Source organism: Streptomyces gobiensis, assembly GCF_021216675.1.
Classification (GTDB): Bacteria; Actinomycetota; Actinomycetes; order Streptomycetales; family Streptomycetaceae; genus Streptomyces; species Streptomyces gobiensis.
The window spans coordinates 3,917,023-3,939,957 of record NZ_CP086120.1; the positions used below are offsets into that span (position 1 = coordinate 3,917,023).

General features: G+C 70.7%; 18 protein-coding genes. 11 read left to right on the top strand and 7 right to left on the bottom strand.

The genetic code is table 11. The features are described 5' to 3' along the window. Window positions 1-490 precede the first annotated feature (490 nt). The gene (locus test1122_RS18360) at window positions 491-1,897 is read right to left on the bottom strand and encodes a DEAD/DEAH box helicase (protein ID WP_422397007.1); all 1,407 of its coding nucleotides are present in this window, start codon (window positions 1,895-1,897) and stop codon (window positions 491-493) included. Window positions 1,898-2,330: 433 nt separating this feature from the next. Here test1122_RS18360 and test1122_RS18365 point away from each other — a divergent pair, with 433 nt between their 5' ends. After that, a complete protein-coding gene (locus tag test1122_RS18365) occupies window positions 2,331-3,089 on the top strand; it encodes a ferritin-like fold-containing protein (RefSeq protein ID WP_422397008.1) in 759 nt (252 codons plus the stop codon). A gap of 7 nt (window positions 3,090-3,096) precedes the next feature. Here the strand turns inward: test1122_RS18365 and test1122_RS18370 are convergent, their stop codons facing one another. The 4 genes from test1122_RS18370 to test1122_RS18385 form a co-directional block, all read right to left on the bottom strand. Beyond that, window positions 3,097-3,360 (bottom strand): hypothetical protein, encoded by a 264-nt coding sequence (locus test1122_RS18370; RefSeq protein ID WP_232271966.1) that lies wholly within the window; start codon window positions 3,358-3,360, stop codon window positions 3,097-3,099. A 140-nt stretch (window positions 3,361-3,500) separates the two neighbouring features. Further along, window positions 3,501-3,728 carry a DUF3107 domain-containing protein gene (locus test1122_RS18375; RefSeq protein ID WP_232270262.1) on the bottom strand — a complete coding sequence of 76 codons (228 nt, stop codon included), beginning with the start codon at window positions 3,726-3,728 and terminating at the stop codon, window positions 3,501-3,503. A gap of 164 nt (window positions 3,729-3,892) precedes the next feature. After that, entirely contained in the window at window positions 3,893-4,519 is a 627-nt protein-coding gene (locus test1122_RS18380; protein ID WP_232270263.1) for a TetR/AcrR family transcriptional regulator, read from the bottom strand. Between the two features lie 121 nt (window positions 4,520-4,640). Beyond that, window positions 4,641-4,880, bottom strand: coding sequence for a hypothetical protein (locus test1122_RS18385; protein ID WP_232270264.1), 240 nt, complete (start codon window positions 4,878-4,880; stop codon window positions 4,641-4,643). A 152-nt stretch (window positions 4,881-5,032) separates the two neighbouring features. On the opposite strand from test1122_RS18385, the gene test1122_RS18390 reads away from it, so the two are divergent. The 7 genes from test1122_RS18390 to moeZ all read left to right on the top strand — a co-directional run bounded on the left by test1122_RS18390 (window position 5,033) and on the right by moeZ (window position 13,475). Next, a complete protein-coding gene (locus test1122_RS18390) occupies window positions 5,033-6,001 on the top strand; it encodes an alpha/beta fold hydrolase (RefSeq protein WP_232270265.1) in 969 nt (322 codons plus the stop codon). 281 nt (window positions 6,002-6,282) lie between these two features. Further along, entirely contained in the window at window positions 6,283-7,227 is a 945-nt protein-coding gene (locus test1122_RS18395) for a DUF3152 domain-containing protein (RefSeq protein ID WP_338423550.1), read from the top strand. Between the two features lie 179 nt (window positions 7,228-7,406). Continuing rightward, a complete protein-coding gene (locus test1122_RS18400) occupies window positions 7,407-9,299 on the top strand; it encodes a DUF3492 domain-containing protein (protein WP_232270267.1) in 1,893 nt (630 codons plus the stop codon). Beyond that, window positions 9,296-10,432 (top strand): hypothetical protein, encoded by a 1,137-nt coding sequence (locus tag test1122_RS18405; protein ID WP_232270268.1) that lies wholly within the window; start codon window positions 9,296-9,298, stop codon window positions 10,430-10,432. Before test1122_RS18400 ends, test1122_RS18405 begins: the two co-directional genes overlap by 4 nt. Before the next feature lie 130 nt (window positions 10,433-10,562). After that, on the top strand, window positions 10,563-11,480 hold the full coding sequence (locus tag test1122_RS18410) for an NAD-dependent epimerase/dehydratase family protein (RefSeq protein WP_232270269.1): 918 nt from the start codon (window positions 10,563-10,565) through the stop codon (window positions 11,478-11,480). Beyond that, window positions 11,468-12,226, top strand: a complete 759-nt coding sequence (locus test1122_RS18415) for a spherulation-specific family 4 protein (protein WP_232270270.1) — start codon at window positions 11,468-11,470, stop codon at window positions 12,224-12,226. Before test1122_RS18410 ends, test1122_RS18415 begins: the two co-directional genes overlap by 13 nt. Window positions 12,227-12,296: 70 nt before the next feature. Next, on the top strand, window positions 12,297-13,475 hold the full coding sequence (gene moeZ / locus test1122_RS18420) for an adenylyltransferase/sulfurtransferase MoeZ (RefSeq protein ID WP_232270271.1): 1,179 nt from the start codon (window positions 12,297-12,299) through the stop codon (window positions 13,473-13,475). Window positions 13,476-13,747: 272 nt separating this feature from the next. Here moeZ and test1122_RS18425 read toward each other — a convergent pair whose 3' ends face one another. After that, a complete protein-coding gene (locus test1122_RS18425) occupies window positions 13,748-15,358 on the bottom strand; it encodes an alpha/beta hydrolase (RefSeq protein ID WP_232270272.1) in 1,611 nt (536 codons plus the stop codon). A gap of 111 nt (window positions 15,359-15,469) precedes the next feature. Next, entirely contained in the window at window positions 15,470-18,151 is a 2,682-nt protein-coding gene (locus test1122_RS18430; protein ID WP_422397085.1) for a flippase-like domain-containing protein, read from the bottom strand. Between the two features lie 122 nt (window positions 18,152-18,273). Between test1122_RS18430 and test1122_RS18435 the strand changes: the two genes are divergently transcribed. From test1122_RS18435 to test1122_RS18445, 3 genes are all read left to right on the top strand, one after another. Beyond that, a complete protein-coding gene (locus test1122_RS18435; RefSeq protein ID WP_232271967.1) occupies window positions 18,274-18,612 on the top strand; it encodes an MGMT family protein in 339 nt (112 codons plus the stop codon). 209 nt (window positions 18,613-18,821) lie between these two features. Then, window positions 18,822-22,079 (top strand): ATP-dependent helicase, encoded by a 3,258-nt coding sequence (locus test1122_RS18440; protein WP_232270274.1) that lies wholly within the window; start codon window positions 18,822-18,824, stop codon window positions 22,077-22,079. A gap of 47 nt (window positions 22,080-22,126) precedes the next feature. Further along, on the top strand, window positions 22,127-22,900 hold the full coding sequence (locus test1122_RS18445) for a hypothetical protein (protein WP_232270275.1): 774 nt from the start codon (window positions 22,127-22,129) through the stop codon (window positions 22,898-22,900). The last annotated feature ends 35 nt before the right edge of the window (window positions 22,901-22,935 follow it).

Genomic DNA, 22,935 nt, shown 5'->3' on the forward strand with positions numbered 1-22,935 from the left:
CCAGCGGGCACGCAGGCCAGCCCCGTTGCCGGGCCCCGCCCGCGCAACCACCCCGCTCCCGGGCGCCGTGGGTGGGTATCCCCGGGGCTTCGCCCTTCCCCAGTTCCCGGCGCCCCTTCCCGGTTGTGCCGGTGTGCGGCTGCGCCGCGTGGCGGGGCTTCGCCCGGCTGCGGGGTGCTGTGGGTGGGGTTTCCCCGTATCCCGCCCCTTCCCGGAAACCGGGGCTTCGCCCCGGGGCCCCGGGGCGGCCGGGGTGCGGGACGCCGGTGTTGTGCCCACCCACAGCCCCTCGCGGGGCTGCGAGTGCCCACAACACCTCGGGGGTCTGGGGGCGGAGCCCCCCAGTTCTGGGAAGGGGCTGGGTTAGGGGACTCCCTCAGGCGCTGGGGGCACCTCCCAGCCCGCCAGGGCTAGGGGGAGGCCGAAGCTTGTGAGGCCCCCTAGGGCCGAACAATGCGAGGGCGCCGTTAAAGAGGGGAGGGCGCCGTTCTCAGGCCTCGGGCTGCTGGCGGGTGGCGGCGGCGCCGGAGCGGGTGCGGCGGCGACGGCGCGGCTTGCGGGCAGGCTCCTCACCGGTCGCCGCAGCCTCCGGCTGCGGCGGCTGGGGGGAGCCGTCCAGGGCCGCCCCGCCGCGGGTGCGGCGACGCTGACGCGGGGGACGGACGCGCTGCGGACGCTCCTCGGCCGGCTTGGCCTTCCGGCGGCCCGGCTCACCGAGGTCTTCGACCTCCTCCGCCGCGAGCCCGGCCCGTGTCCGCTCCGTGCGCGGCAGGACACCCTTGACGCCCTCGGGGATGCCCAGCGCCTCATAGAGGTGAGCAGACGTGGAGTACGTCTCCTCCGGGTCGGGGAACGAGAGGTCCAGCGCCTTGTTGATCAGCTGCCAGCGTGGGATGTCGTCCCAGTCGACGAGCGTGACGGCCGTACCCGAAGCACCTGCCCGGCCGGTACGGCCGATGCGGTGCAGATAGGTTTTCTCGTCCTCGGGGGTCTGGTAGTTGATGACGTGCGTGACGCCTTCCACATCGATGCCGCGAGCGGCGACATCGGTGCAGACCAGCACATCGACCTTGCCGTTGCGGAAGGCGCGCAGCGCCTGCTCTCGCGCGCCCTGGCCCAGGTCGCCGTGGACGGCACCCGCGGCGAAGCCACGGCGGGTCAGCTGCTCGGCGATATCGGCCGTGGTCCGCTTGGTGCGGCAGAAGACCATCGCCAGCCCGCGGCCCTCGGCCTGCAGGATGCGGGAGACCATCTCCGGCTTGTCCATGGAGTGGGCACGGAACACATGCTGGGCGGTGTTGGCCACGGTCTGGCCCGCGTCATCCGGCGCGGTGGCGCGGATGTGCGTCGGCTGCGACATGTACCGCCGCGCGAGCGAGATGACCTGGCCCGGCATGGTCGCCGAGAAGAGCATGGTCTGGCGCTTGGCCGGCAGCAGCTGGAGGATCTTCTCGACATCGGGCAGGAAGCCGAGGTCGAGCATCTCATCGGCCTCGTCCAGGACGAGCACCTTGATCTGCGAGAGGTTCAGCTTCTTCTGGCCTGCCAGGTCGAGCAGTCGGCCGGGGGTGCCGACAACGACATCGACGCCCTTGCGCAGGGCGTCGACCTGAGGTTCGTACGCGCGGCCGCCGTAGATGGACAGTACGCGGACATTGCGGACCTTGCCGGCGGTCAGCAGGTCATTGCTCACCTGCTGGCACAGCTCACGGGTGGGGACGACCACGAGTGCCTGCGGGGCGTCGGTCAGCTCTTCGGGCTTGGCCCGGCCGGACTCGACATCCGCGGGGACGGTGACGGACTCCAGGATGGGCAGACCGAAACCCAGCGTCTTGCCGGTGCCGGTCTTGGCCTGGCCGATGACATCCGCGCCCGTGAGGGCGACGGGGAGGGTCATCTCCTGGATGGGGAAGGCGGTAGTGATGCCGACGGCCTCAAGGGCCTCGGCTGTCTCGGGAAGGATCCCAAGCTCTCGAAACGTAGTGGACAGGATGCTTGCCTCTTCTGTGAGACGCGACACAAGGCGGCGAGGCGGGTCGTACCGCGCCTGCGTGTCATACGTGGCGCGGGACCACTAGCTCTCGCTCAAGCGCTCATACCGCGCGAGCGGTCCCTCACATCTAGGGAGGGCGGTCTGGTCGGAGCCGATCGTGCCACCGACCGGGCATCCGCATACGAGAACCCGTCGACGCTCGGCGGGCCTATATCACTGTACCCCGGATCCGTGCATGTGTACCGGGGCAATTGTTCTGTACGAGTTCGCCCGGGCGGTGGCCACGGGCGCGTCAGCGCCAGCCTGGGGGCTTCCGTAGCAGGTCGGGCGGGCTATTGTGCGCAGCATGGAGACGCCTGACACGCCTGATACACCTGACGAGACCGCAGCGGATACCCACACGGGGATCGCCGCCCAGAACTGGAGGGAGGCATCCGCCGACCCACGGTACCGGGCGGCGGTCGTGGATCTGCTGGGTGCGTTGGCCTATGGCGAGCTCGCTGCCTTCGAGCGGCTCGCGGAGGACGCCAAGCTGGCGCCGACGCTCGCGGACAAGGGAAAGCTGGCGGCGATGGCCTCCGCCGAGTTCCACCACTTCGACGCCTTGCGGAAGCGGCTGACGGAGATCGAGGTCGATCCGGCGGAGGCGATGCAGCCGTTCGTGGCGTCGCTGGACGAGTTCCACCGGCAGACCGCACCCTCGGACTGGCTGGAGGGTCTGATCAAGGCCTATGTGGGCGACTCGATCGCCTCGGACTTCTACCGCGAGGTGGCGGCCCGGCTGGACTCCGACACCCGCGCGCTGGTGCTGGGGGTGCTCGATGACACCGGGCACTCCAGCTTCGCCGTGGAGCGGGTACGTGCGGCGATCGAGGCCGACCCACGGGTCGGCGGGCGGCTCGCACTGTGGGCGCGACGGCTGATGGGTGAGGCCCTGTCGCAGGCCCAGCGGGTCGTCGCCGACCGGGACGCGCTCTCCACCATGCTCGTGGGCGGGGTGGCGGACGGCTTCGATCTCGCGGAGGTCGGCAAGATGTTCTCCCGTATCACCGAGGCCCACACCAAGCGGATGGCCGCGCTGGGCCTGGCAGCCTAGGCCGGCGTCAGCGGCTGGCCGGGGCGATCCGGGGCTTGGCGTCGAGCAGCAGCGAGACCAGGGCCGCCGCGACGCCCACGGCCAGCAGCATGGTCGTCAGCAGATGACCGGGGCCCAGCACGGCCCGAGTGATCAGCCCGCCGAACACGGCCGCGACCGGGCCGGTGGCCAGCACCAGCCGACGGTTCGGGAACCGGTCAGGCAGCCAGCGCAGCGCGGCGCAGGCGATGGCGAGTCCGAGGACCGCGGAACCGAGCGCTTCCCCGAGCATGGGCACCTCCGAGCCTCCACCAACCCCTTGGGCAAATCGGACTTCCCGGTCCTACCCCGGAGACCCGGCGCGCGAAACGGCGGCCGGGAGGATTCATCTCCCGGCCGCCGTTTATGGCCTGAACGGTGGTGTGGTGTGCCTCAGACCGCGCCAAATCCCACCTTGTGTGCTGACGTCTCACCGATGTCGACGTACGCCAGCCGGTCGGTCGGCACCAGGACCTTGCGGCCGCGTTCGTCCACCAGGCTGAGCAGGCCTGTCTTGCCGGTCAGCGCCTCAGTCACGGTGCGCTCGATCTCTTCGGCAGTCTGCTTGCTCTCCAAAGAGAGCTCGCGGGGTGCGTGCTGCACGCCGATCTTGACCTCCACGGCTATGTCCCTCCGACGGTCAGTGCGGTGCGCGGCCAACCGCGCGGTACGACCACACATTAGCCCGCTCTGCGGACGGGTAGCCGCGCGTATCGCCACGCCGGGAGCGAACAGAGCCCCACCCATGGCCAGCGGGGGCCAGCGGGGTCGGCAGGCAGGCCGGGTTACTCGTGCAGGGGGAACCCGGCGATACCGCGCCAGGCCAGCGATGAGATCAGCTTCGCGGCCGCGTCCCGGGGGATCCGCTGGCCGGCGCCGAGCCAGAAGCGCGCGGTGATCTGGGCCAGACCGCACAGACCGACCGCGAGCAGCATCGCCTCGTCCTCGGGCAGCCGCGTATCCTCGGCGATCACCTCGCTGACCGCCTCCGCACAGTCCAGGCTGACCTTGTCGACGCGCTCGCGCACGGCGGGCTCATTGGTCAGATCGGATTCGAAGACGAGCCGGAAGGCGCCGCCCTCATCCTCGACATAGGCGAAGTACGCGTCCATCGTCGCCGCGACCCGCTGCTTGTTGTCGGTGGTTGAGGCGAGTGCCGCCCGCACCGCCTGCAGCAGCGCGTCACAGTGCTGGTCGAGCAGCGCCATATAGAGGTCGAGCTTGCCGGGGAAGTGCTGGTAGAGGACCGGCTTGCTGACGCCCGCACGGTCGGCGATATCGTCCATCGCCGCCGCGTGGTAGCCCTGCGCCACAAAGACTTCCTGCGCGGCTCCGAGCAACTGGTTGCGTCGTGCCCGGCGTGGCAGGCGCGTGCCTCGTGGGCGCGCCTCGGTCTGCTCGATGGCTGTCACGCCGCCTCCCTGAATCGTTCCGCACGCGGTCTGCGCTGCGCCCGCCATCGTACTTTTGGGTAACTCACTTGTGCGCTGTGCGGGCGCAGTTTTTCATCCTTTGGACACCAGCCCGGGTGATTTAACGGTATTCATCCTCATTGGTCTCCACAATTCGTGTCTGTTCGACAACATCCGCCGGGTTCGCGGAGTCCAGCTCGTTACCCTTCACCTCCGCGTCGCGCTCGGGCACCACATCGGCGTGCTGCTCGGCGGCGTCGGCTTCGGGTGCCTCGGGGTCGGCTACGGGAGCCTCGTCTTCTTCAAGGACTTCTTCAAGGACTTTTTCAAAGGTTTCCGGGTCAGTGGGATCTACTGGCATGATGGCTCCCTTTCCCAGGTGACCGCCCCCTAGTCCTGGCGGTCTGCGGACCCTTCTCACCGCCGAGCCTATGGGGGATCGCCGCGACCCGCGAGGTGGCTTGTGACGGCGAACACACGAGCGCCAGCGTGATCGACTTGTAACATCGGTCCATGGCTTCCACCGATCAGCCGGGGATCCGGACCGTCGCGCCGCCTCTTGTGCCACTCACCGGGCCCAGAGTCGGTGACGGCGAGACCCTGCGCTCGGTGACGCTGCCCGGACTGACGCTGTCGGTCCGGAGCCGGACGCCACCGCGGGAGGGGCTGCCGCCCGCGCTTTATGTGCACGGGCTGGGCGGCTCCTCGCAGAACTGGTCCGCGCTGATGGAGCAGCTCGCCGCGGATGTCGACGGTGAGGCCGTCGATCTGCCCGGTTTCGGCGACTCCCCGCCGCCGGACGACGGCAACTACTCGGTGATCGGACACGCCCGGGCCGTCATCCGCTATCTCGATGCCAGCGGCCGGGGGCCCGTGCACCTCTTCGGCAACTCGATGGGTGGCGCGGTGGCCACCCGGGTCGCCGCCGCCCGGCGCGATCTGGTACGCGTCCTGACCCTGATCTCGCCCGCGCTGCCCGAGCTGCGGCTGCAGCGCACCGCGATGTCGACCGCCCTGCTGGCGGTGCCGGGCGCCACCCGGCTCGTTGAGCGGATGACCAGGGACTGGACGGCCGAGCACCGCACCCGCGAGCTGCTGGCGCTCTGCTACGGCGATCCGTCGCGGGTGTCCCCGGAGAGCTTCGCCGACGCGGTGGCGGAGTACGAACGGCGGCTGCGGCTGCCATATTTCTGGGATGCCCTGTCCCGGTCGGCGCGTGGTGTCGTCGACGCCTATACCGTGGGAGGACAGCACTCCCTGTGGCGGCAGGCCGAGCGTGTGCTCGCCCCGACGCTGCTGGTGTACGGCGGACGGGACCGGCTGGTCTCCTTCCGTATGGCGAGCAAGGCGAGCAAGGCGTTCCGCTGCTCCCGGCTGCTGACGATGCCGGACGCGGGGCATGTGGCGATGATGGAGTATCCGGAAACGGTGGCAGGTGCCTTCCGTGAGCTGTTGACCGACGTTGCTACGGGCAGGAGTTGAGGCGACGCGTGGGACGCCATAGCCGTCGGCGCGGGACATCCCCCGATGACACATCTCCGATACCCACGACGCGTGACGCCCCCGACCGGGCGCCCCAGGGGCGTGCACCCCAGGGCGCCGGTCCCCCGACCGCGCCCCGTGGTGTGCCGCAGGTACGGGGCGGTCACCCACAGCGCCCTGAGCCGGTCGCTCCGCCCCCCGGGCCGTACCGCTTCGCGGGCGGGCGTCCCAGTGGCGGGATTCCGGGGCAGCGCCGTGAATCCGGGCCACGGCGGGAGTATGTGGAAGCCTTCGAGGGGCTCGACGACGATGTGTTCGCGGCAGGCGCCCCCGAGGCCCCTTCCGCCGGGAAGCCCCCCGCTGCTCGTACCGCGGCCCAGGAGCCGCCGCCCGAAGAGCCCGGCCGGCGGGATGACTTCGCCAAGGGCCGACGGGGCCGCACGGTGACCGGGATTGTCGCGGCGGCGATCGCGACCGTACTGGCGGCCGTGGTCGCCGGCCAGATGGCCACGGAGCGGCGCGAGGACCCTCCCAGCGCCGGTGGCGTGGACCGCACGGACCCCGGCAAGGAGTCGCAGGCGGACGGACGCCCGGGGCCCGCGGAGCCGCCGGGGGCCCTCCCGATGACGTATGAACAGCAGATGGCCCAGATCTTCCAGCTGGACCCGAAGCTGAAGGGTTCCGGGAAGCTCAGCGCCGTCGCGGGGCACGACAAGGCGCCGGGAAGCGGTCAGAAGCTGACCTACCGGGTGGATATCGAGGACGGCATCGGGCTGGACGGCAAGCTCTTCGCGGAGGCCGTACAGAAGACGCTGACCGATAAACGGAGTTGGAGCAACGACGGCGTTCGTACGTTTGAGCGGGTGTCCTCCGGTCCGGTGGACTTTGTGATCACGCTGGCAAGTCCCGCTACGACCGCCGTCTGGTGTGCCAAGTCCGGACTGGACACCACCGAGGACAATGTCTCCTGCGACTCGGCGGCCACCGAGCGCGTCATGATCAATGCCTATCGCTGGGCGCGGGGCGCCGAAACCTTTGGCCCCGAGAAGATGCACCTCTACCGGCAGATGCTCATCAATCACGAGGTGGGTCACCGGCTCGGCTTCGGCCATGTCGGCTGTCCCCGGGATGGTGCGCCGGCCCCGGTGATGATGCAGCAGACGAAGTTCCTGACCACCGGCGACGCGACCTGCCGACCCAACGCCTGGCCCTTCCCCAAGGGGTGACGGTACGGGGTTGACAACCCCCCTAGTACAGGGGAACGCACAACCGGTGCAAAAGTCACGGTTGTTCACCCCTTCCGGTGGTGCGATGGACAACCGTCCATCATCCCCCCATATCCCGCGCATACCGTCTTGCCGCAACGCCACACCGGTGGCTCATAGGGAAGGTCGGGGGTGCATTCATGCGCATTGCACTACTTACAGAGGGTGGCTATCCGTATGCGCGTGGTGAGTCGGTGGTGTGGTGCGACCGACTGGTGCGCGGGCTTGGCGACCATGAATTCGACGTATGCGCGCTGAGCCGCAGCAAGCGGCAGCAGGAGGGCGGTTGGCAGGAGCTGCCGCCCAATGTGCTGCGCGTGCGCACCGCGCCGCTGTGGGGCCCGCCCGATGCCGGGGGCGCGGAGGAGAGCCGTGGCTACGGGCGGCGCGAACGGCGTCGGTTCGCGGAGCACTTCGGTGAGCTGGTGGCGGCCGTCTGCGAAGAGGGCGCCGAGGCGGACCGTTTCGCCAGCGGGTTGTACGGGCTGGCCGAACTGGCCCGGGACCATGGCGGGCTGGCCACCGCGCTCCGCTCGGAACAGGCGGTCCGGATTCTGGAGACCGCCTGCCGGGCGCCCGGCGCGCTCCGGGCCGTACGCGCCGTACAGGTGGCCGATCTGCTCGCCGTCACCGAACGGCTGGAGCGGGCGCTGCGCCCCCTCTCGCTGGACTGGTACGAGCCGCGTGGCGCCGAAGAGGGCGAAGGCGAGCTCGATCCGGGGCTGGCCGGGGCGGATCTGTGCCATGCCGTCGGCGGTGGACCCGCCGCGCTGCCGGGGCTGCTGGCGAAGCGGACCTTCGGGACCCCACTGCTGATCACCGAGTACGGTGTGCGGCTGCGCGAGCACTATCTGGCCAGCGCCGGGCACGCCGTCGCCCCGTCAACGGCGGGCGCGCCCGTACGCTCCCTCCTCGCCTCCTTCCAGGGGCTGCTCGCCCGGGAGGCCTACCGGCAGGCCGAGGTGATCACCCCCGGAAACACCCACGCCCGGCGCTGGCAGGAGCGCTGCGGCGCCGACCGTGGGCGGCTGCGGACGATCTATCCGGGCATGGACGCCGCGCCCTTCGCGACGGTCGAGGAGGACACCGGCGCGGGGGAGTCCAGCCCCACCCTGGTGTGGGTGGGCCGGATCGAGCCCACCAAGGATCTGATCGCGCTGCTGCACGCCTTCGCCGAGGTCCACCGGGCCGAGCCGGGCGCCCGGCTGCTGATCGTGGACAGCAAGCAGCAGGGGCCCGGCCAGCACGACCGCGACGCCCAGCACGATCGTGACACCCAGCACGATCGTGACACCCAGCACGATCGTGACACCCAGCACGATCGTGACACCCAGCACGATCGTGACGCCCAGCATGATCGTGAAACCCAGCGCGATCGCGACGCACAGGGCGACAGCTATCTGGCGCACTGCCGGGCGCTGGCCGCCCAGCTCTTCCCCGACGAGGCCGCCGACGCGGTGACGGTGGGGGACAACCCGGTCTCCTTCGAGGAGGTCGGCAGCCCGGTCATCCCGCGGCTTGAGGACGCGTACGCGATGAGCAGCGTCGTACTGCTCTCCAGCGTCGTGGAGGGCTTCCCGGTCTCGCTGGTGGAGGCGATGTTCTGCGGCCGCGCCACGGTCTCCACGGACGTCGGCGCGGTCTGTGAGGTCATCGGCGGCACCGGTCTGGTGGTGCCGCCGCGCAATCCGCGTGCGTTGGCGGACGCCTGCCTCGCGCTGCTGCGCGACCCGGAGCGCCGGGCCCGGCTGGGCGCGGCGGCGCGGGCACGGGCCCTGGAACTCTTCACCGTCGAGCAGAACGTCGCGGCGTTCCACGGCGTCTATCTGGAACTGATCTCCCGCTGCCCGGCCCGCGAGGATGTCCGGCCCTTCGGCCGCCCCGCCGAATCCCATGTGCCGGGCCGCTGGGCGGGCGGGCGACGCTCCCACCCGCCCAGCGGCTACGTCCCGGACGCCGCCGCTGTACGCGCCCCCAGCTGGGCCCGCCCAGTCGGGGTCGGAGCCACCGGCCGGAAGGAGGACGCGGGATGAGCACGATGTCCACCCCCCGCCGGGGGCCCGCCGACCCCGTACGCGCGCTGATGCACCGGCACCGGGAGCTGTGCGAACGGGCCGTGGACCCGCTGGAGATCGCCGCCGGCCTGGAAGCGCACGGCGTGACCGACCGGACGGCCGCGCGCTTCAAACATCGCGATGTCTTCTCACTCGCCGAGGAGCTGTACGCCCGGGTGCCCCGGGCCGAGGGCGAGTTGGCGCCGCGCCCGCGACCCGCGCCAGTGCGGCGCAGCCCCCTGCGGGCCGCGCTGTGGCTGCTGCCCGGCGCGCTGTGCGCACTGACCCTGGCCGTGCTCTCTCTCCTCGGGCGGACCGCACCAGCCGTGTGGTGGGCGGTCGCCCTGAGCGGAGCGGTCCTCGTACTGGCCGCCGTCCGGCTGTGCTTGCGCGGCATCCAGGGCATCGTTCTGTCCTGGTGCACCGCGCTGTGCGGCTGCTGGCTGATCGGATACGCGCTCATCGGGGACTGGCTGCTGGCCGGACTCCTGGCCGGCGGCCCGGATTCGCTGGACCTGCCCGGGATGACGCGGGCCTGGGCGCCGCTGAGCCTGGCCTTCGCGGTCGCGCCCGCCGCCTGGTGCGCGCGCTGGTTCGCGGTACGGGCCAGGCTCCGGCTGGCGTCCAGCCGGAGCCTGGGCGAGTTCGCATCCCGTACCCGGCCACTGCTGGCGGCGGCCGTCGGACTCTTCACGGCCGCACTGCTCACCGTGCAGCTGGCCGTCCGGCTCGCCGTTGACGAGGCCGGGACAGCGCCGGTTCCAGCGGCAGGTCCGGCGGTCAGCGGCCACCTCGACAGCGGCTCCGTCGCCATCGCCGCGCTCGGCATGCTGCTGTTCACCGCGCTGCTGCTGGCCACCCATGGCTTTCCGCAGGCCGTCACCGCCGGACTGGGAGCCGCCTGCGCCCTCGAGGCCATGGCGCTCGGCGCCGTGCTCGCCGCCCGGCTGCCCGGACTCGACCCGCTCGCCCGCCCCGTGGAGCTGGCGGTCGCCGGCTACGGGTCCGCCGCCGTCCCCGCGGTGGCCTGCACCGCCGCCGCTCTGGCCGCCCTGGCCTACGCCGCCACCGCCCTCACGGGTGCCTCAGCACACCACCGGGAGCCGCGGTGACCGCCGCGGCTCCGCTCGCACCGTACCCCGCAGCGGGATTACGGACGCGGTTCCGATACCGACAAGGAGCGACACCAATGACCGTTCAGCGCGCCACTGGCGTCTCCGTACGACCGGGGGAGGGGGCACGATGAGGGTGCTGCTGCTCGGGGCCAACGGGTTCCTCGGCCGCTATGTCGCCGACCGGCTGCTCGCCGACCCCGCCGTCCAGCTCACCGCGCTGGGCCGCCGCGATGACTCCGATGTGCGGTTTGATCTGTCCACCGGCAGCCCGGGGGCGCTCACCCGCTTCCTGGACGCGGTACACCCCGGCGTGGTCATCAACTGTGCCGGCGCCATCCGTGGCGGCGCCCGCGAGCTGACCCGGCACAACACCGTGTCCACCGCCACGGTCTGTGAGTCCCTGCGCCGCAGCGGCTGCGGCGCCCGGCTGGTGCATGTCGGGTGTGCCGCCGAGTACGGCCCGTCCCAGACCGGCTCCTCGACCGGCGAGGACGCCACGCCACGGCCCGGCGGACCGTATGGCGTCAGCAAGCTCGCCGCCACCGAGCTGGTGCTCGGCTCCGGCCTGGACGCCATCGTGCTGCGGGTCTTCTCCCCGGCCGGGCCCGGCACGCCCGCCGGAACACCGCTGGGGCGGCTCGCCGAGGCGATGCGGCGGGCGATGCAGCAGGGCGACCGGGAGCTCAAGCTCAGCGGGCTCGGCATTCAGCGGGACTTCGTCGATGTCCGCGATGTCGCCCGGGCGGTGCACGCGGCCTCGCTCTCGGCCGCCCAGGGCATCGTCAATATCGGCACCGGACGGGCCGTACGGCTGCGCGACGCGGCCGCCGTGCTCGCCCGGGTCGCGGGCTTCACCGGCGCCATCCATGAACTGGATGAGCCCCATCTGGGCGCGGTCCCGGCCGCGCCCCCGTATCCGGACGGCTGCGGCGTCTGGCAGCAGGCGGACGTACGGACCGCGCGGGACCGGCTGGGCTGGCGGCCGCGTATCGGCCTGGAGGAGTCCCTGGCGGATATCTGGATGGAGGCGGCATGTCGCATCTGAAGGTTCCCCGCACCCCCACGACCGGCCGGCTCGGCGTCGGCGTGCCCGGCTACGCCCACCCGATGCTGGCGCCCGTGGAGTGGGCCGAGCTCAGCCGCCCCGGCGTGCCGCTGCACTGGGCGGTGCTCAAGGTCTCCATGGGTGCGGGCGGCCCGGGGACCCGTCCGGATCCGTACTGCCGGGCGGCGACGATCCCGCTGCGGGACGCGGGGGTGCGGGTGCTGGGCCATCTCGATCTGCGGCTGGGTACCCGGCCGTTCGGCGAGGTCGTCTCCGACGCGCACCGCTTTCTCGACTGGTACGGCGTGGAGGGGTTCTATCTCGACCGTGCCCCGACCGAGCGCTCCGGGCTGCCGGAGGTCCGCCGGACGCTGACCACCCTGCGGGCGCTGGGCGAGAGTGTGCACCACCGGACCCTGCTCGTCCTGGCCCCTGGCACACACCCTTATCCGGGGTACGCGGAGGCCGCCGACCAGCTGGTGACCTTCCGTGGGGCGTGGCCGGACTACCGCTGGTCACAGGTGGCGGAGTGGACCGCGAACTATCCGTCGGACCGCTTCTGCCATCTGGTGCACGGCGTCCCGCGGACCCATCTGGAGGAGGCCCTGCGCATCGCCCGCTGGCAGGGCGCGGGGACCGTCTACTTCACAGACCGGATGAAGCGGGACGGAACCGACCCTTGGGAGGCATTGCCCGGCTTCTGGGACGAAATTGTCTCGCGGATCGGACTCGGTGTCTCGGAATGAGATAGGGCGTGGCAGTGTTACGCAGAGAACAACCGTACGTACGCCGACCAACCCCATTGCTGAGGTCCACGTGTCGCTGCCACCCCTGGTCGAGCCGGCTGCCGAGCTCACCGTCGACGAGGTCCGCAGGTACTCCCGCCACCTGATCATCCCGGATGTGGGGATGGACGGGCAGAAGCGGCTGAAGAACGCCAAGGTGCTCTGTGTGGGCGCGGGCGGTCTCGGTTCGCCCGCACTGATGTATCTGGCCGCTGCCGGTGTCGGCACGCTCGGCATCGTGGAGTTCGACGAGGTCGATGAATCGAACCTGCAGCGTCAGATCATCCACAGCCAGGCGGACATCGGCCGCTCCAAGGCCGAGTCCGCCAAGGACACGGTGCTGGGCATCAACCCGTACACCAACGTCCAGATTCACGCGGAGCGTCTCGACTCCTCGAATGTGATGGACATCTTCGCCCAGTACGACCTGATCGTGGACGGCACGGACAACTTCGCCACCCGCTATCTGGTCAACGACGCCTGTGTGCTGCTGAACAAGCCGTATGTCTGGGGCTCCATCTACCGCTTCGACGGTCAGGCCTCGGTCTTCTGGAGCGAGCACGGCCCCTGCTACCGCTGCCTCTACCCGGAGCCGCCGCCGCCGGGCATGGTGCCGTCCTGCGCCGAGGGCGGCGTGCTCGGTGTGCTGTGTGCCTCGATCGGCTCCATCCAGGTCAATGAGGCCATCAAGCTGCTCGCCGGGATCGGTGACCCGCTGGTCGGCCGTCTGATGATCTACGACGCGCTGGAGATGACCTACCGCCAGGTCAAGGTCCGCAAGGACCCGGAGTGCGCGGTCTGCGGCAAGAACCCGACCGTGACCGAGCTGATCGACTACGAGGCATTCTGCGGTGTGGTCTCCGATGAGGCCCAGGAGGCCGCGGCTGGGGCGACCATCACCCCGCGGCAGCTCAAGGAGTGGATCGACGAGGGCGAGAGCATCGACATCATCGATGTCCGTGAGCCGAACGAGTACGAGATCGTCTCCATCCCCGGCGCCCGGCTGATCCCCAAGAACGAGTTCCTGATGGGCGGCGCCCTGCAGGACATGCCGCAGGACAAGAAGATCGTCTTGCATTGCAAGACGGGTGTCCGCTCCGCGGAAGTTCTCGCGGTCCTGAAGAACGCGGGCTTCGCCGACGCGGTCCATGTCGGCGGCGGCGTCATCGGCTGGGTCAACCAAATCGAACCCACGAAGCCCATCTACTAACCGCGGCGGGTTTCCCCTAACCCACCCCTTCCCAAAACTGGGGGCTGCCGCCCCCAGACCCCCAACCCCGTTGTGGGCACTCGCAGCCCCGCGAGGGGCTGTGGGTGGGCACAACCCGGCCACCGGCCCGCACCGGCCACCCCGGGGCCCCGGGGCGAAGCCCCGGTTCCGGGAAGGGGCGGGATCGGGGAAACCCACCCACAGCACCCGCGGCGGAGCCGCGTATCGGTTACAGCCGGGAAGGGGTCCGGGGCGGCAGCCCCGGACAGGGGTCACGACTCGCAGGTGGACCCATCCGCCGGCACCTTGCCGCCCAGCAAGTAGTCATTCACATGCCGCCGCACACACCGGTCACCACTGTTGTACGCGCCATGCCCCTCACCCTCATACGTCAGCTCCACCCCGACGTCCTCACCCAGCTGCTTCGCCATCTTCGCCGCCCCCTCATACGGCGTCGCCGGATCCCCGGTGTTGCCGATCACCACGATCGGCTCAGCCCCCTCCGCGCTCACCCTCGGCCGGTCCGTTTCGCCCTTGAACGGCCAGCCGTGGCACTGGGCCATGCCCCAGGCGGTCAGCTGGCCGAAAACCGGTGATGCCTTCTCGAACTCGGGCAGCCTCCGCTTGATGTCCGCCAACGTGTAGCGCTGCTTGTCGTCAGCACAGGAGATCGCGGTCAGCGCGGCCTGGCTGTTGTCGTATGTCCCGTCCTCGCGACGGCCGTTGAGCAGATCGCTCAGACGCAGCAGCATCGTGCCGTCGTTGTCGTTCATGGCCTCCTGAAGGCCCTCGGTCAGCAGCTGCCAGAAGTCCTGGGAGTAGAGCGACAGCGCGACACCGGAGGCCGCCAGCGAGCCGTTGAGCTCGCGGCCATCGGGGTCACGCGTCTTCAGCGGCTTCTTGTCGAGCCGTTCCAGCAGATCGGCGATCTCCTTCTCGCCCTTCGCCGGGGTCTGCCCGACCGGGCACTGGCCGTCGTCATGGCAGGCCTCGAGGTAGTTGGTCAGCGCCCGCTGGAAGCCCTTGGCCTGCCCGAGGTTGCTCTCCGCGGGCGTCTGGGTCGGGTCCACCACCGCGTCGAAGACGGCGCGGCTGATTCTCGCCGGGAAGAGGTGGGCGTAGACGCCGCCCAGCTCGGTGCCGTAGGAGATGCCGAAGTAGTGCATCTTCTCGTCGCCCAGAACCTCCCGCATAAGATCCATATCGCGGGCGGTATTGGCCGTGGTCAGATACGGCAGCACCTTGCCGGAGTTCTTCTCGCACGCTCTGGCGTACTTCCGCTGCTCATCGAGGGTTTCGCGCGCCTCCGCGTCATTCTGCGGCAGCCTGGCGGACTGGTAGTACTCATCCAGCTCCTTGTCGCTCAGACACCGCACCCCCTCGCTGCGGCCGACCCCGCGTGGATCAAAGCTGACCAGGTCGTAGCGTTTGTTGAGTTTTTCGTAGTCCTGGCCGGCGGCGGGCAGTGTGGCGACCCCGGAGCCGCCCGGGCCGCCGAAGTTGAAGATGAGGGAGCCGATCCGGTCCTTGCCCTTGGCTTTGGTCCTGGCCCGGATCATGGCGATGTCCATGGTGTCGCCGTCCGGCTTCGCATAGTCGAGCGGCACCTTGAGCGTCGCGCACTCCCACGGCACACCGCCCGGCATCGGTTCAGGGGTACCGTCGGCACCCTCCTCGAACTCCGGATCTTTCTGACAGCCGGCCCACTTGAGCTTCTGACCGGTCAGCTTTCCCGGCAGCGCGGCGGTGGGGCTGGCGTACGGCGGATGACTGGCTGTCTGCTTCGCCTCCTCACCACCGCTCCCGCCGCACCCGGCGACGGCACCGACAGTGAGAATCGCGACGGCGGCGAGGGCCCTGGTCCTCTGGGCGGCTGCGGACATGGCGGCTCTCCCTGTGGTGGTGGGAATGTCATCGTCGGTGCGGCCGAGCCGACCGCGCCTGCTGTACGCGGCGTATGGGTGAAGCCCGGGACCGGCCTGCACGGGACCGGCCTACAGCGCGCCCTTGCGGGTCAAGTGGGTGAAGGACAGCCAGCCCGGGAGGACCGGCAGCCAGAAGGTCATCAGCCGGAAGAGCAGCACCGCCGGGGTGGCGACCTCCTTGGGAGCGCCCAGAGCGATCAGTACGGCGATCATCGCCGCCTCCACCGCGCCCAGGCCGCCGGGGGTCGGGGCGGCCGAGCCCAGCGCGTTCCCCGCGAGGAAGACCACCGCGAGGGTGGCGTAGCTCATCTCGTAGTCGAAGGCGCGGACCGATGCGTCCAGGCACATCACGAAGGCCAGGGTCATCAGCAGCATCCCACCGATACCGGCGAGCAGCTTCTGCGGGCGCTGGACCACATCCAGCATCCGCGGGATGACACCCGCGAAGAGCGAACGCACCCGGGTGACGATGAACTTCCGCAGCGCCGGGACCGCCGTGGCGATCAGCGCCAGCACCGCGGCCGTCAGCAGACCCGCCATCACCGTGCGGGACGGGGTGAGCGTGGGGGTGCGTTCCGTACCGGTCACATAGCCGAAGGTCAGCAGCAGCAGAACGTAGCTCCCCAGGCCGAAGAGCTGGGAGGCGCCGACGCTGGCGACCGCGTGCCCCGGGCGTACCCCGGACCGCTGGAGAAAGCGGGTGTTGAGGGCGACGCCGCCGATCGCGGCCGGGGCGACCAGTTTGACGAAGGACCCCGCGACCTGGGCCAGGACGGTGCGCAGATACGACACCTTCTCGGGCACAAAGCCCAGCAGGCTCATCGCCGCGGCGAAGTAGGTGAGCGCGGAGAAGACCAGCGCGAGGACGACCCAGCGCCAGTTGGCTCCGGCGACCACCTGTCTGAGGTCCACATCGGAGAGCTGGGACAGCAGGAAGTAGGCGGCGAGCGCGCCACCGATGAAGCTCACCAGGGTGCGTGGCTTGACCCGCTCCAGCCGGGCGGGCTCTATCGGGGCCTGCGGCCGGATCCGCAGCACCTCATGGCGGATCTGGGCCAGCAGATCCTCTTCGCGGGCCTCCTCCAGGGCCTCGTCCACGGCGCGTTTCTCGGCCCGTATGGTCTTGCGGTCCGCCTCCAGCCGCTCGCCACGGGCCTCGCGGGCCTCCTTGTTGGCGCGCGCGGCCGCCAGGACCGCCTCGCGCTCCCGTTCGGCGCGGTCCTTGGCGAGCTTGCGCAGGAAGGTACGGGTGCTGCGGCTGAGCGCGATGGGCTGCAGCAGCGGCAGGCTGTCGGCGACCGCGTCCGGGCCGAGCACCTCGACCGCCGAGGAGACCGCCCGCTCGGCGCCGACCCGCAGGCCGAAGGTGGTCAGCAGCTGGGCGACGTCCATCCGCAGGATGAGGTCACCGGCCGCGATCTCGCCGCCGCGCAGATCGGTGAGGAAGACCTCGCCGGAAGGAGCCACCACCACCGCGTCTCCGGTCAGTCTCCGGTGGGCGATCCGCCGCGACTGGAGCGACTTCACCTGCTGCCAGGTGGCCCGCATCAGCTCATCGGTGACCTCCTCGTCCGACAGCGCGTCAAGGGGGCGGCCGCCGATGTGCTCGTAGACGAGCATCACCGCGTCGGGGCCCAGCTCGGAGGTGGCGATCAGCTTGGGGGCGTTCGACCCGGCCGCGATGGCGGCGTAGGCGAGCAGCGCCTCCTGCTCCAGCGCCTGGCGCAGTGATTGCAGGTTGCGGCGCTGGTTGATGCCGCGCAGCACGAGGCGGCGCCAGGCGCGGTAGAAGTAGCCGTGTGCCTGCTGTTCGCGGTCGACGATGGTGACATCGAGCAACGGGGTCTCGCCGTCGGCGGCAGTGGCGGAGCCCTCCTCCAGGGTGACCAGATAGCGGCGGCCCCGGTCGTTGCCGTCCTGTCCCTCGGGCGTCGTGGGCTCCTCGGCGCGTACCGCGCTGATCGGTCTGAAGCCCACCCGCCGCAGTCCGGTGAGGAGGTTCTGGCCGGTCGGACGGACATTCGGGGAGCCGACCGCGTACAGCGTGCCGTAGGCGACGGTCCAGCCGATCAGCACCGTGAGGACGATGGCGAGCGTGGTCATATAGCCGCTGATCAGGACGGAGGAGGCATCCGCCAGCAGCACGACCCAGAGCAGCACCCGCCAGCGTGGCCGCCGGGCCATGCCGACGGCCGTCATATACGCGATGACCGGACCGAGGTAGTTGTGCACCGGATCGGTGAGTCCGCCGGCGGGCGACTGTTTGGTGAGCGCGTCCTGGATGGCCCCGGGCGCGAGTTGGGTCACCCACAGCGCGGCGGTGAGCGAGACCCCGTGGGCGAGCACGGCGGCCAGGACACCGTCGGCGATCCGCAGCCCATCGCGTTTGATCAGCCGTTCGATGGCGAAGGCGACCGGGACGATCAGGACCGCGATGCTGGAGACCAGGCCCAGGACCTTGATGAACAGCGGGGGCGCCTGCCCGGTGCCCTTCTCGATGTCCTGCTCAAGGCCGGCAGTGGTGCCATGCGCGAAGTAAGCGATGCCGAGAACGATGGCGATGGCGAGGCTGCCGACCAGCAGGCGCAGCAGATCCGAGGGACGGTGCACCCGGGCGGCGAGCAGCGGTTCATCGCCTTCGAGCTGGTCGGCGCGTGCGCTGTTCGCGGGCTGGAAGGCGTCAGCGGGGCGGGTCTCCTCCCCTGGAGACTCCCCGCCCTGCTGCTCGTACTGCTCTTCTCGGTCTCGTATCACGCGTCACCACCCGGATGATGGTGGCATGCGGGGGTGGCGCATGGGTGCATGAGGGCGCATTTAAGAGGAGTCCGGCAATCTTGTGCGCCCTCGGCGGACTGTCGGTGGCGTACGGCACCATGGCCGCCATGGATGAGCTGCCTGAGTACGCCGAGCGGGTCCTGGAGGTCGCGGAGCTCATTCCGCCGGGCCGGGTGATGACCTACGGGGATGTCGCGGAGTGGCTGGGGGAAGGGGGACCCCGCCAGGTGGGCCGGGTGATGGCGCTCTACGGCGGGGCGGTGCCGTGGTGGCGGGTCGTACGCGCCGACGGGGTGCTGCTGTCCGGGCACGAGCTGCGCGCCCTCGACCACTACCGCGCCGAAGGCACGCCGCTGCGCGAGGCGTCCCGCGCGGCCGATGGCAATCTGCCGCGCCTGGACATACGGCACGCTCGCTGGGACGGGGGAGATAGCTGACCACCCGGTACGACTGCTCACACTCACCAGCTTCCGCTATGGCGCCGCGCCGTATGCGGTGAGCCGTCCGTACGGAGTACCAGAGGGCGTACAGGAGAGACGCGCTGCGCCTCGGGTGCCGCGTGGCGTACCGTCGGCAACACCCAGAACAGACCCCAGGACCGGCGATCCACGTGCATTCCTCCAAGAAGTCCGATAGGTACCGTTTGGTGCGCACCCCGCCGGGCCCGCCGAGTCTCCCTGCCTTGGACGCACCACAGCGCGCTGTGGTTGAGCATGACAATGGACCACTCCTGGTACTGGCGGGACCAGGTACCGGCAAGACCACCACACTGGTGGAGGCCGTCGCCGAACGGGTCCGGCGTGGCGTCGACCCAGAGCGCATCCTCGTGCTCACCTTCAGCCGTAAGGCAGCCGTGCAGCTACGCGACCGGATGGCCGCCCGGATTGCCGGAACAGCTCCCCAGGCGACGACGTTTCACTCCTACTGCTACGCCCTCGTACGCGCCCACCAGGACGCCGATCTCTTCGCCGAGCCGGTACGGCTGCTCTCCGGACCCGAGCAGGACCTCTACATCCGGGAACTGCTGGCCGGACAGCTGGAACTGGAGCGCGAAGGGCGGTCCAAGGTCCGCTGGCCGGATGAGCTGCGCGGCTGTCTGACGACGCGCGGCTTCGCGGACGAGGTCCGCGCGGTGCTCGCCCGCAGCCGGGAGCTGGGTCTCGGCCCGGACTCCCTGGGCGCCTTCGCGGCACGTATCGGCCGCCCCGACTGGTCGGCGGCCGCCGGTTTCCTGGCCGAGTACCTCGATGTCCTCGACACCCAGGGCGTCCTGGACTACGCCGAGCTGGTGCACCGCGCGGTGCTGCTGGCCGAGCGCGGCGGGGTGTACGGAGCCGGGCTGGACGGTTCCGCGTACGACGCGGTCTACGTGGACGAATACCAGGACACCGACCCCTCCCAAGTACGCCTGCTGCGCGCCCTGGCGGGCGGCGGCCGCACCGTGGCCGCCTTTGGCGACCCCGACCAGTCGATCTACACCTTCCGTGGCGCGGACGTGAACGGAATCCTCGACTTCCCCCGCACCTTCCGCCGGGCTGACGGCGCCGAGGCACCGGTCGTGGTCCTGGGCACCAACCGCCGCTCCACCGCGCCACTGCTGGCCACCACCCGTGAGCTCACCCGCCGCATGTCCCTGCCCCGCCTCCCGGTGGACGCGGTACGCGCCCACCGCGCCCTCACCGCGGTCCGGCCCGGCGGCCGGGTCGAGGCGTACACGTACCCGACCCCGGGTGCCGAGCTCGACAACATCGCCGACATCCTGCGCCGCGCCCACCTCGAAGACGGCACCCCCTGGTCCGATATGGCCATCCTGGTCCGCGCCGGCGACCGTACCCTCCCCTTCCTCCGCCGGGCCCTCACCTCCGCGGGCGTCCCCGTCGATGTCTCCGGCGACGACCTCCCGCTGCGCCACGAGCCCGCGGTGGCCCCCCTGCTCACCGCCCTCCGGGTGGTGGCCCAGTCCGTGGCCCCGGGGCCCCCGGCGACCGCCGCCCCGGAGGAGGACGCCGCCCCGGAGGAGGACGCCGCCCCGGAAGGGCGGGCGTGGCTCGATACCGGGACCGCGCTGACCCTGCTCGCCTCACCGCTGGGCGGCATGGACGCCGCCGACCTCCGCAAGCTCGGGCGGGCGCTCAGGGACGAGGAGCGCGCCGCGGGGCAACCCGTGCCACGGCCCTCCGATGAACTGCTCGCCGAGGCGCTTGCCGAGCCCGAACGGCTGGTGGCGCATGACCCGGCATACGCCCGTGGCGCCCAGCGGCTGGGGCTGCTGCTGCGCAAGGCCCGCGAACTGCTCGCGGGCGGCGGCACCGCCGAACAGGCGCTGTGGGAGCTGTGGGACGGCACCCCATGGCCCCAGCGGCTGGAGCGCACGGCCCGCAGGGGCGGCGCCGCGGGCCGTAACGCCGACCGGGATCTGGACGCCGTATGCGCGCTGTTCGAAACCGTCACCCGGGCCGAGACGCGCACCGGCGGCCGGGGCGCCCTCAACTTCCTGGAGGAGCTGGACGCCCAGGACATCGCCGCCGACACCCTCGCCGGGCGGGCGGCGCGCCCCGACGCCGTACGGCTGATGACCGCCCACCGCGCCAAGGGGCTGGAGTGGCGGCTCGTCATCATCGCCGGGGTCCAGGAAGGCCTCTGGCCCGACCTGCGGCGCCGGGGCTCGCTGCTGGAGGCCGACCGCATCGGCCGCGATGGACTCGCCGAGCCGCTGACCCCCGGCGCCCTCCTCGCCGAGGAGCGCCGGCTCTTCTACGTCGCCGCCACCCGGGCCAGAGAACGGCTCATCGTCACCGCCGTCAAGGCGGCAGCGGACGACGGTGATCAGCCCTCCCGCTTCCTCACCGAACTCGGCGCCGAACCCAAGGACATCACCGGCCGCCCACCCCGCCCGCTCTCCGTCGCCGCACTCGTCGCCGAGCTGCGTGCCACCACCGTCGACCCCGACGCCACCCCCGCGCTCCGGGACGCCGCCGCCCAGCGGCTGGCCAGGCTCGCCGCCCTCCGCGACGACGACGGCAACGCACTCGTCCCGGCGGCGCACCCGCACCGCTGGTGGGGTCTGGATGAGCCGACCCGCTCCGGGACGCCGCTGCGGGACCGCGACCGGCCCGTCACCCTCTCCGGCAGCGCGCTGGACCAGCTCGCCAACACCTGTTCCCTGCAGTGGTTCCTGGGCCGCGAGGTCAAAGCGGATACGCCCGCCACCGCCGCCCAGGGTTTCGGTAATGTCCTTCATGTGCTCGCCGATGAGGTCGCTTCCGGCACCACACCCGCCGACCTGACCGTTCTGCTGGAACGGCTCGACTCCGTCTGGGACGCGCTCGCCTTCGAAGCGCCCTGGAAGTCCCGTCAGGAGAAGGAGAGCGCCCGGGCCGCCCTGGAACGCTTTCTGCGCTGGCATGTCATGGAGCGCGGCGGCCGCCGGACCATCGCCACGGAGCACGGCTTCGACGTCACCCTGGAAGCCGGTGAAGTCCAGGTGCGTATCCGCGGCAGCGTGGACCGTATCGAGCGGGACACGGACGGCCGGGCCTATGTCGTCGACTTCAAGACCGGCAAGTCCAAACCCACCGGACCCGAGGTCGCCCGCCATCCCCAACTCGCCGTCTACCAGCTCGCGGTGCGTGAAGGCGGCCTGGACACAGCACCCGCCGAGCCCGCCGGGGCCGAGCTGGTCCACCTCCGGCTGGGCGCCGCCAAGAAGGACGGCGGCGATGAACTCCCCGCCGTCCAGCGGCAGGAGGCCCTGGCGGGAGACTGGGTCGGGGATCTCCTGGCCACCGCCGCGGGCCGGGTCCTGGACGAGCGCTTCACCCCGTCGCCGGGCCAGCACTGCACCCACTGCACCTTCCGCACCGCGTGTAGTGCACGCCCGGAAGGGCGGCAGATCATAGAGTGAAGTGACCTCTCTCAGCCGGGCAACGCATGGTGTAAGGGGAAAATCACGTGGCAGTGAAGAACAGCGTGCTGGCCGCCGCCGTTTCCGTGGTAGTCCTGAGCCTTGCCGGCTGCTCGAGCGGCGGTGGAGCCGACGGCGAGAAGAAGGACGAAGGGGAACGGGCCGAACAGACCGGGCAGGCAGATCTCGCCAGCAGGCCGGCCGAGGAGATCCGCGATACCGCGGTCAAGGCGATGAAGTCGGCGAAGTCCTTCACCGCCGAGGGGACCATCACACCGGCTGACGAGATCCTGACCATGAAGGTCAGCGTCAGCGACGCGCAGTGCACGGGCAGCGCTGAAACGGGTGATTCGGGCGGCTTTCAGATGCGGGGGAAGGACGGCGCCTACTACATGAAGCCGGACAACGCGTTCGTCGAAGGGAAGCTGGCCGCCTTCCTGCCGGAGGCCGCCAGACAGGCCAAGGGAAAGTGGCTCAAGTTCAAGGGCGACAACCAGTTCGGGCTCTGCGACAAGAACACCATGGTGGACAGCCTCATGCAGACCCCCGGGAGCAACGGCTCCGGCCTCAGGAAGGGCAAGCCGGCCAAGCTGGACGGCACCCCGGTCATTCCGGTCACCAGTGAGGACAAGAAGAGCGGCAGCACCGTCACGTTCTATATCGCCGATGACGAGGCCAAGCCCTACATCCTGAAGCGGGAGGTCGAGGCCAAGGACGGAGACAAACCCGGCACCGTGACCTTCAGCGACTTCGGCAAGGCGGTCAAGGCGGAGACTCCGCCGAAGGACCAGACCGTGGACGTCGGCGGGCTGGGCCGCTGACGACCGAAGCCGATGCCGCCGTTGTCGGCGCAGGC

Bases quoted from the DNA above. Each gene is read 5' to 3' on its own strand.
- test1122_RS18400 (WP_232270267.1), top strand. From the start codon at position 7,407: ATGCGCATTGCACTACTTACAGAGGGTGGCTATCCGTATGCGCGTGGT.
- test1122_RS18385 (WP_232270264.1), bottom strand. From the start codon at position 4,880: ATGCCAGTAGATCCCACTGACCCGGAAACCTTTGAAAAAGTCCTTGAA.
- test1122_RS18415 (WP_232270270.1), top strand. From the start codon at position 11,468: ATGTCGCATCTGAAGGTTCCCCGCACCCCCACGACCGGCCGGCTCGGC.
- test1122_RS18435 (WP_232271967.1), top strand. From the start codon at position 18,274: ATGGCCGCCATGGATGAGCTGCCTGAGTACGCCGAGCGGGTCCTGGAG.
- test1122_RS18410 (WP_232270269.1), top strand. From the start codon at position 10,563: ATGAGGGTGCTGCTGCTCGGGGCCAACGGGTTCCTCGGCCGCTATGTC.
- test1122_RS18405 (WP_232270268.1), top strand. From the start codon at position 9,296: ATGAGCACGATGTCCACCCCCCGCCGGGGGCCCGCCGACCCCGTACGC.
- test1122_RS18425 (WP_232270272.1), bottom strand. From the start codon at position 15,358: ATGTCCGCAGCCGCCCAGAGGACCAGGGCCCTCGCCGCCGTCGCGATT.
- test1122_RS18390 (WP_232270265.1), top strand. From the start codon at position 5,033: ATGGCTTCCACCGATCAGCCGGGGATCCGGACCGTCGCGCCGCCTCTT.
- test1122_RS18360 (WP_422397007.1), bottom strand. From the start codon at position 1,897: ATGACCCTCCCCGTCGCCCTCACGGGCGCGGATGTCATCGGCCAGGCC.
- test1122_RS18370 (WP_232271966.1), bottom strand. From the start codon at position 3,360: ATGCTCGGGGAAGCGCTCGGTTCCGCGGTCCTCGGACTCGCCATCGCC.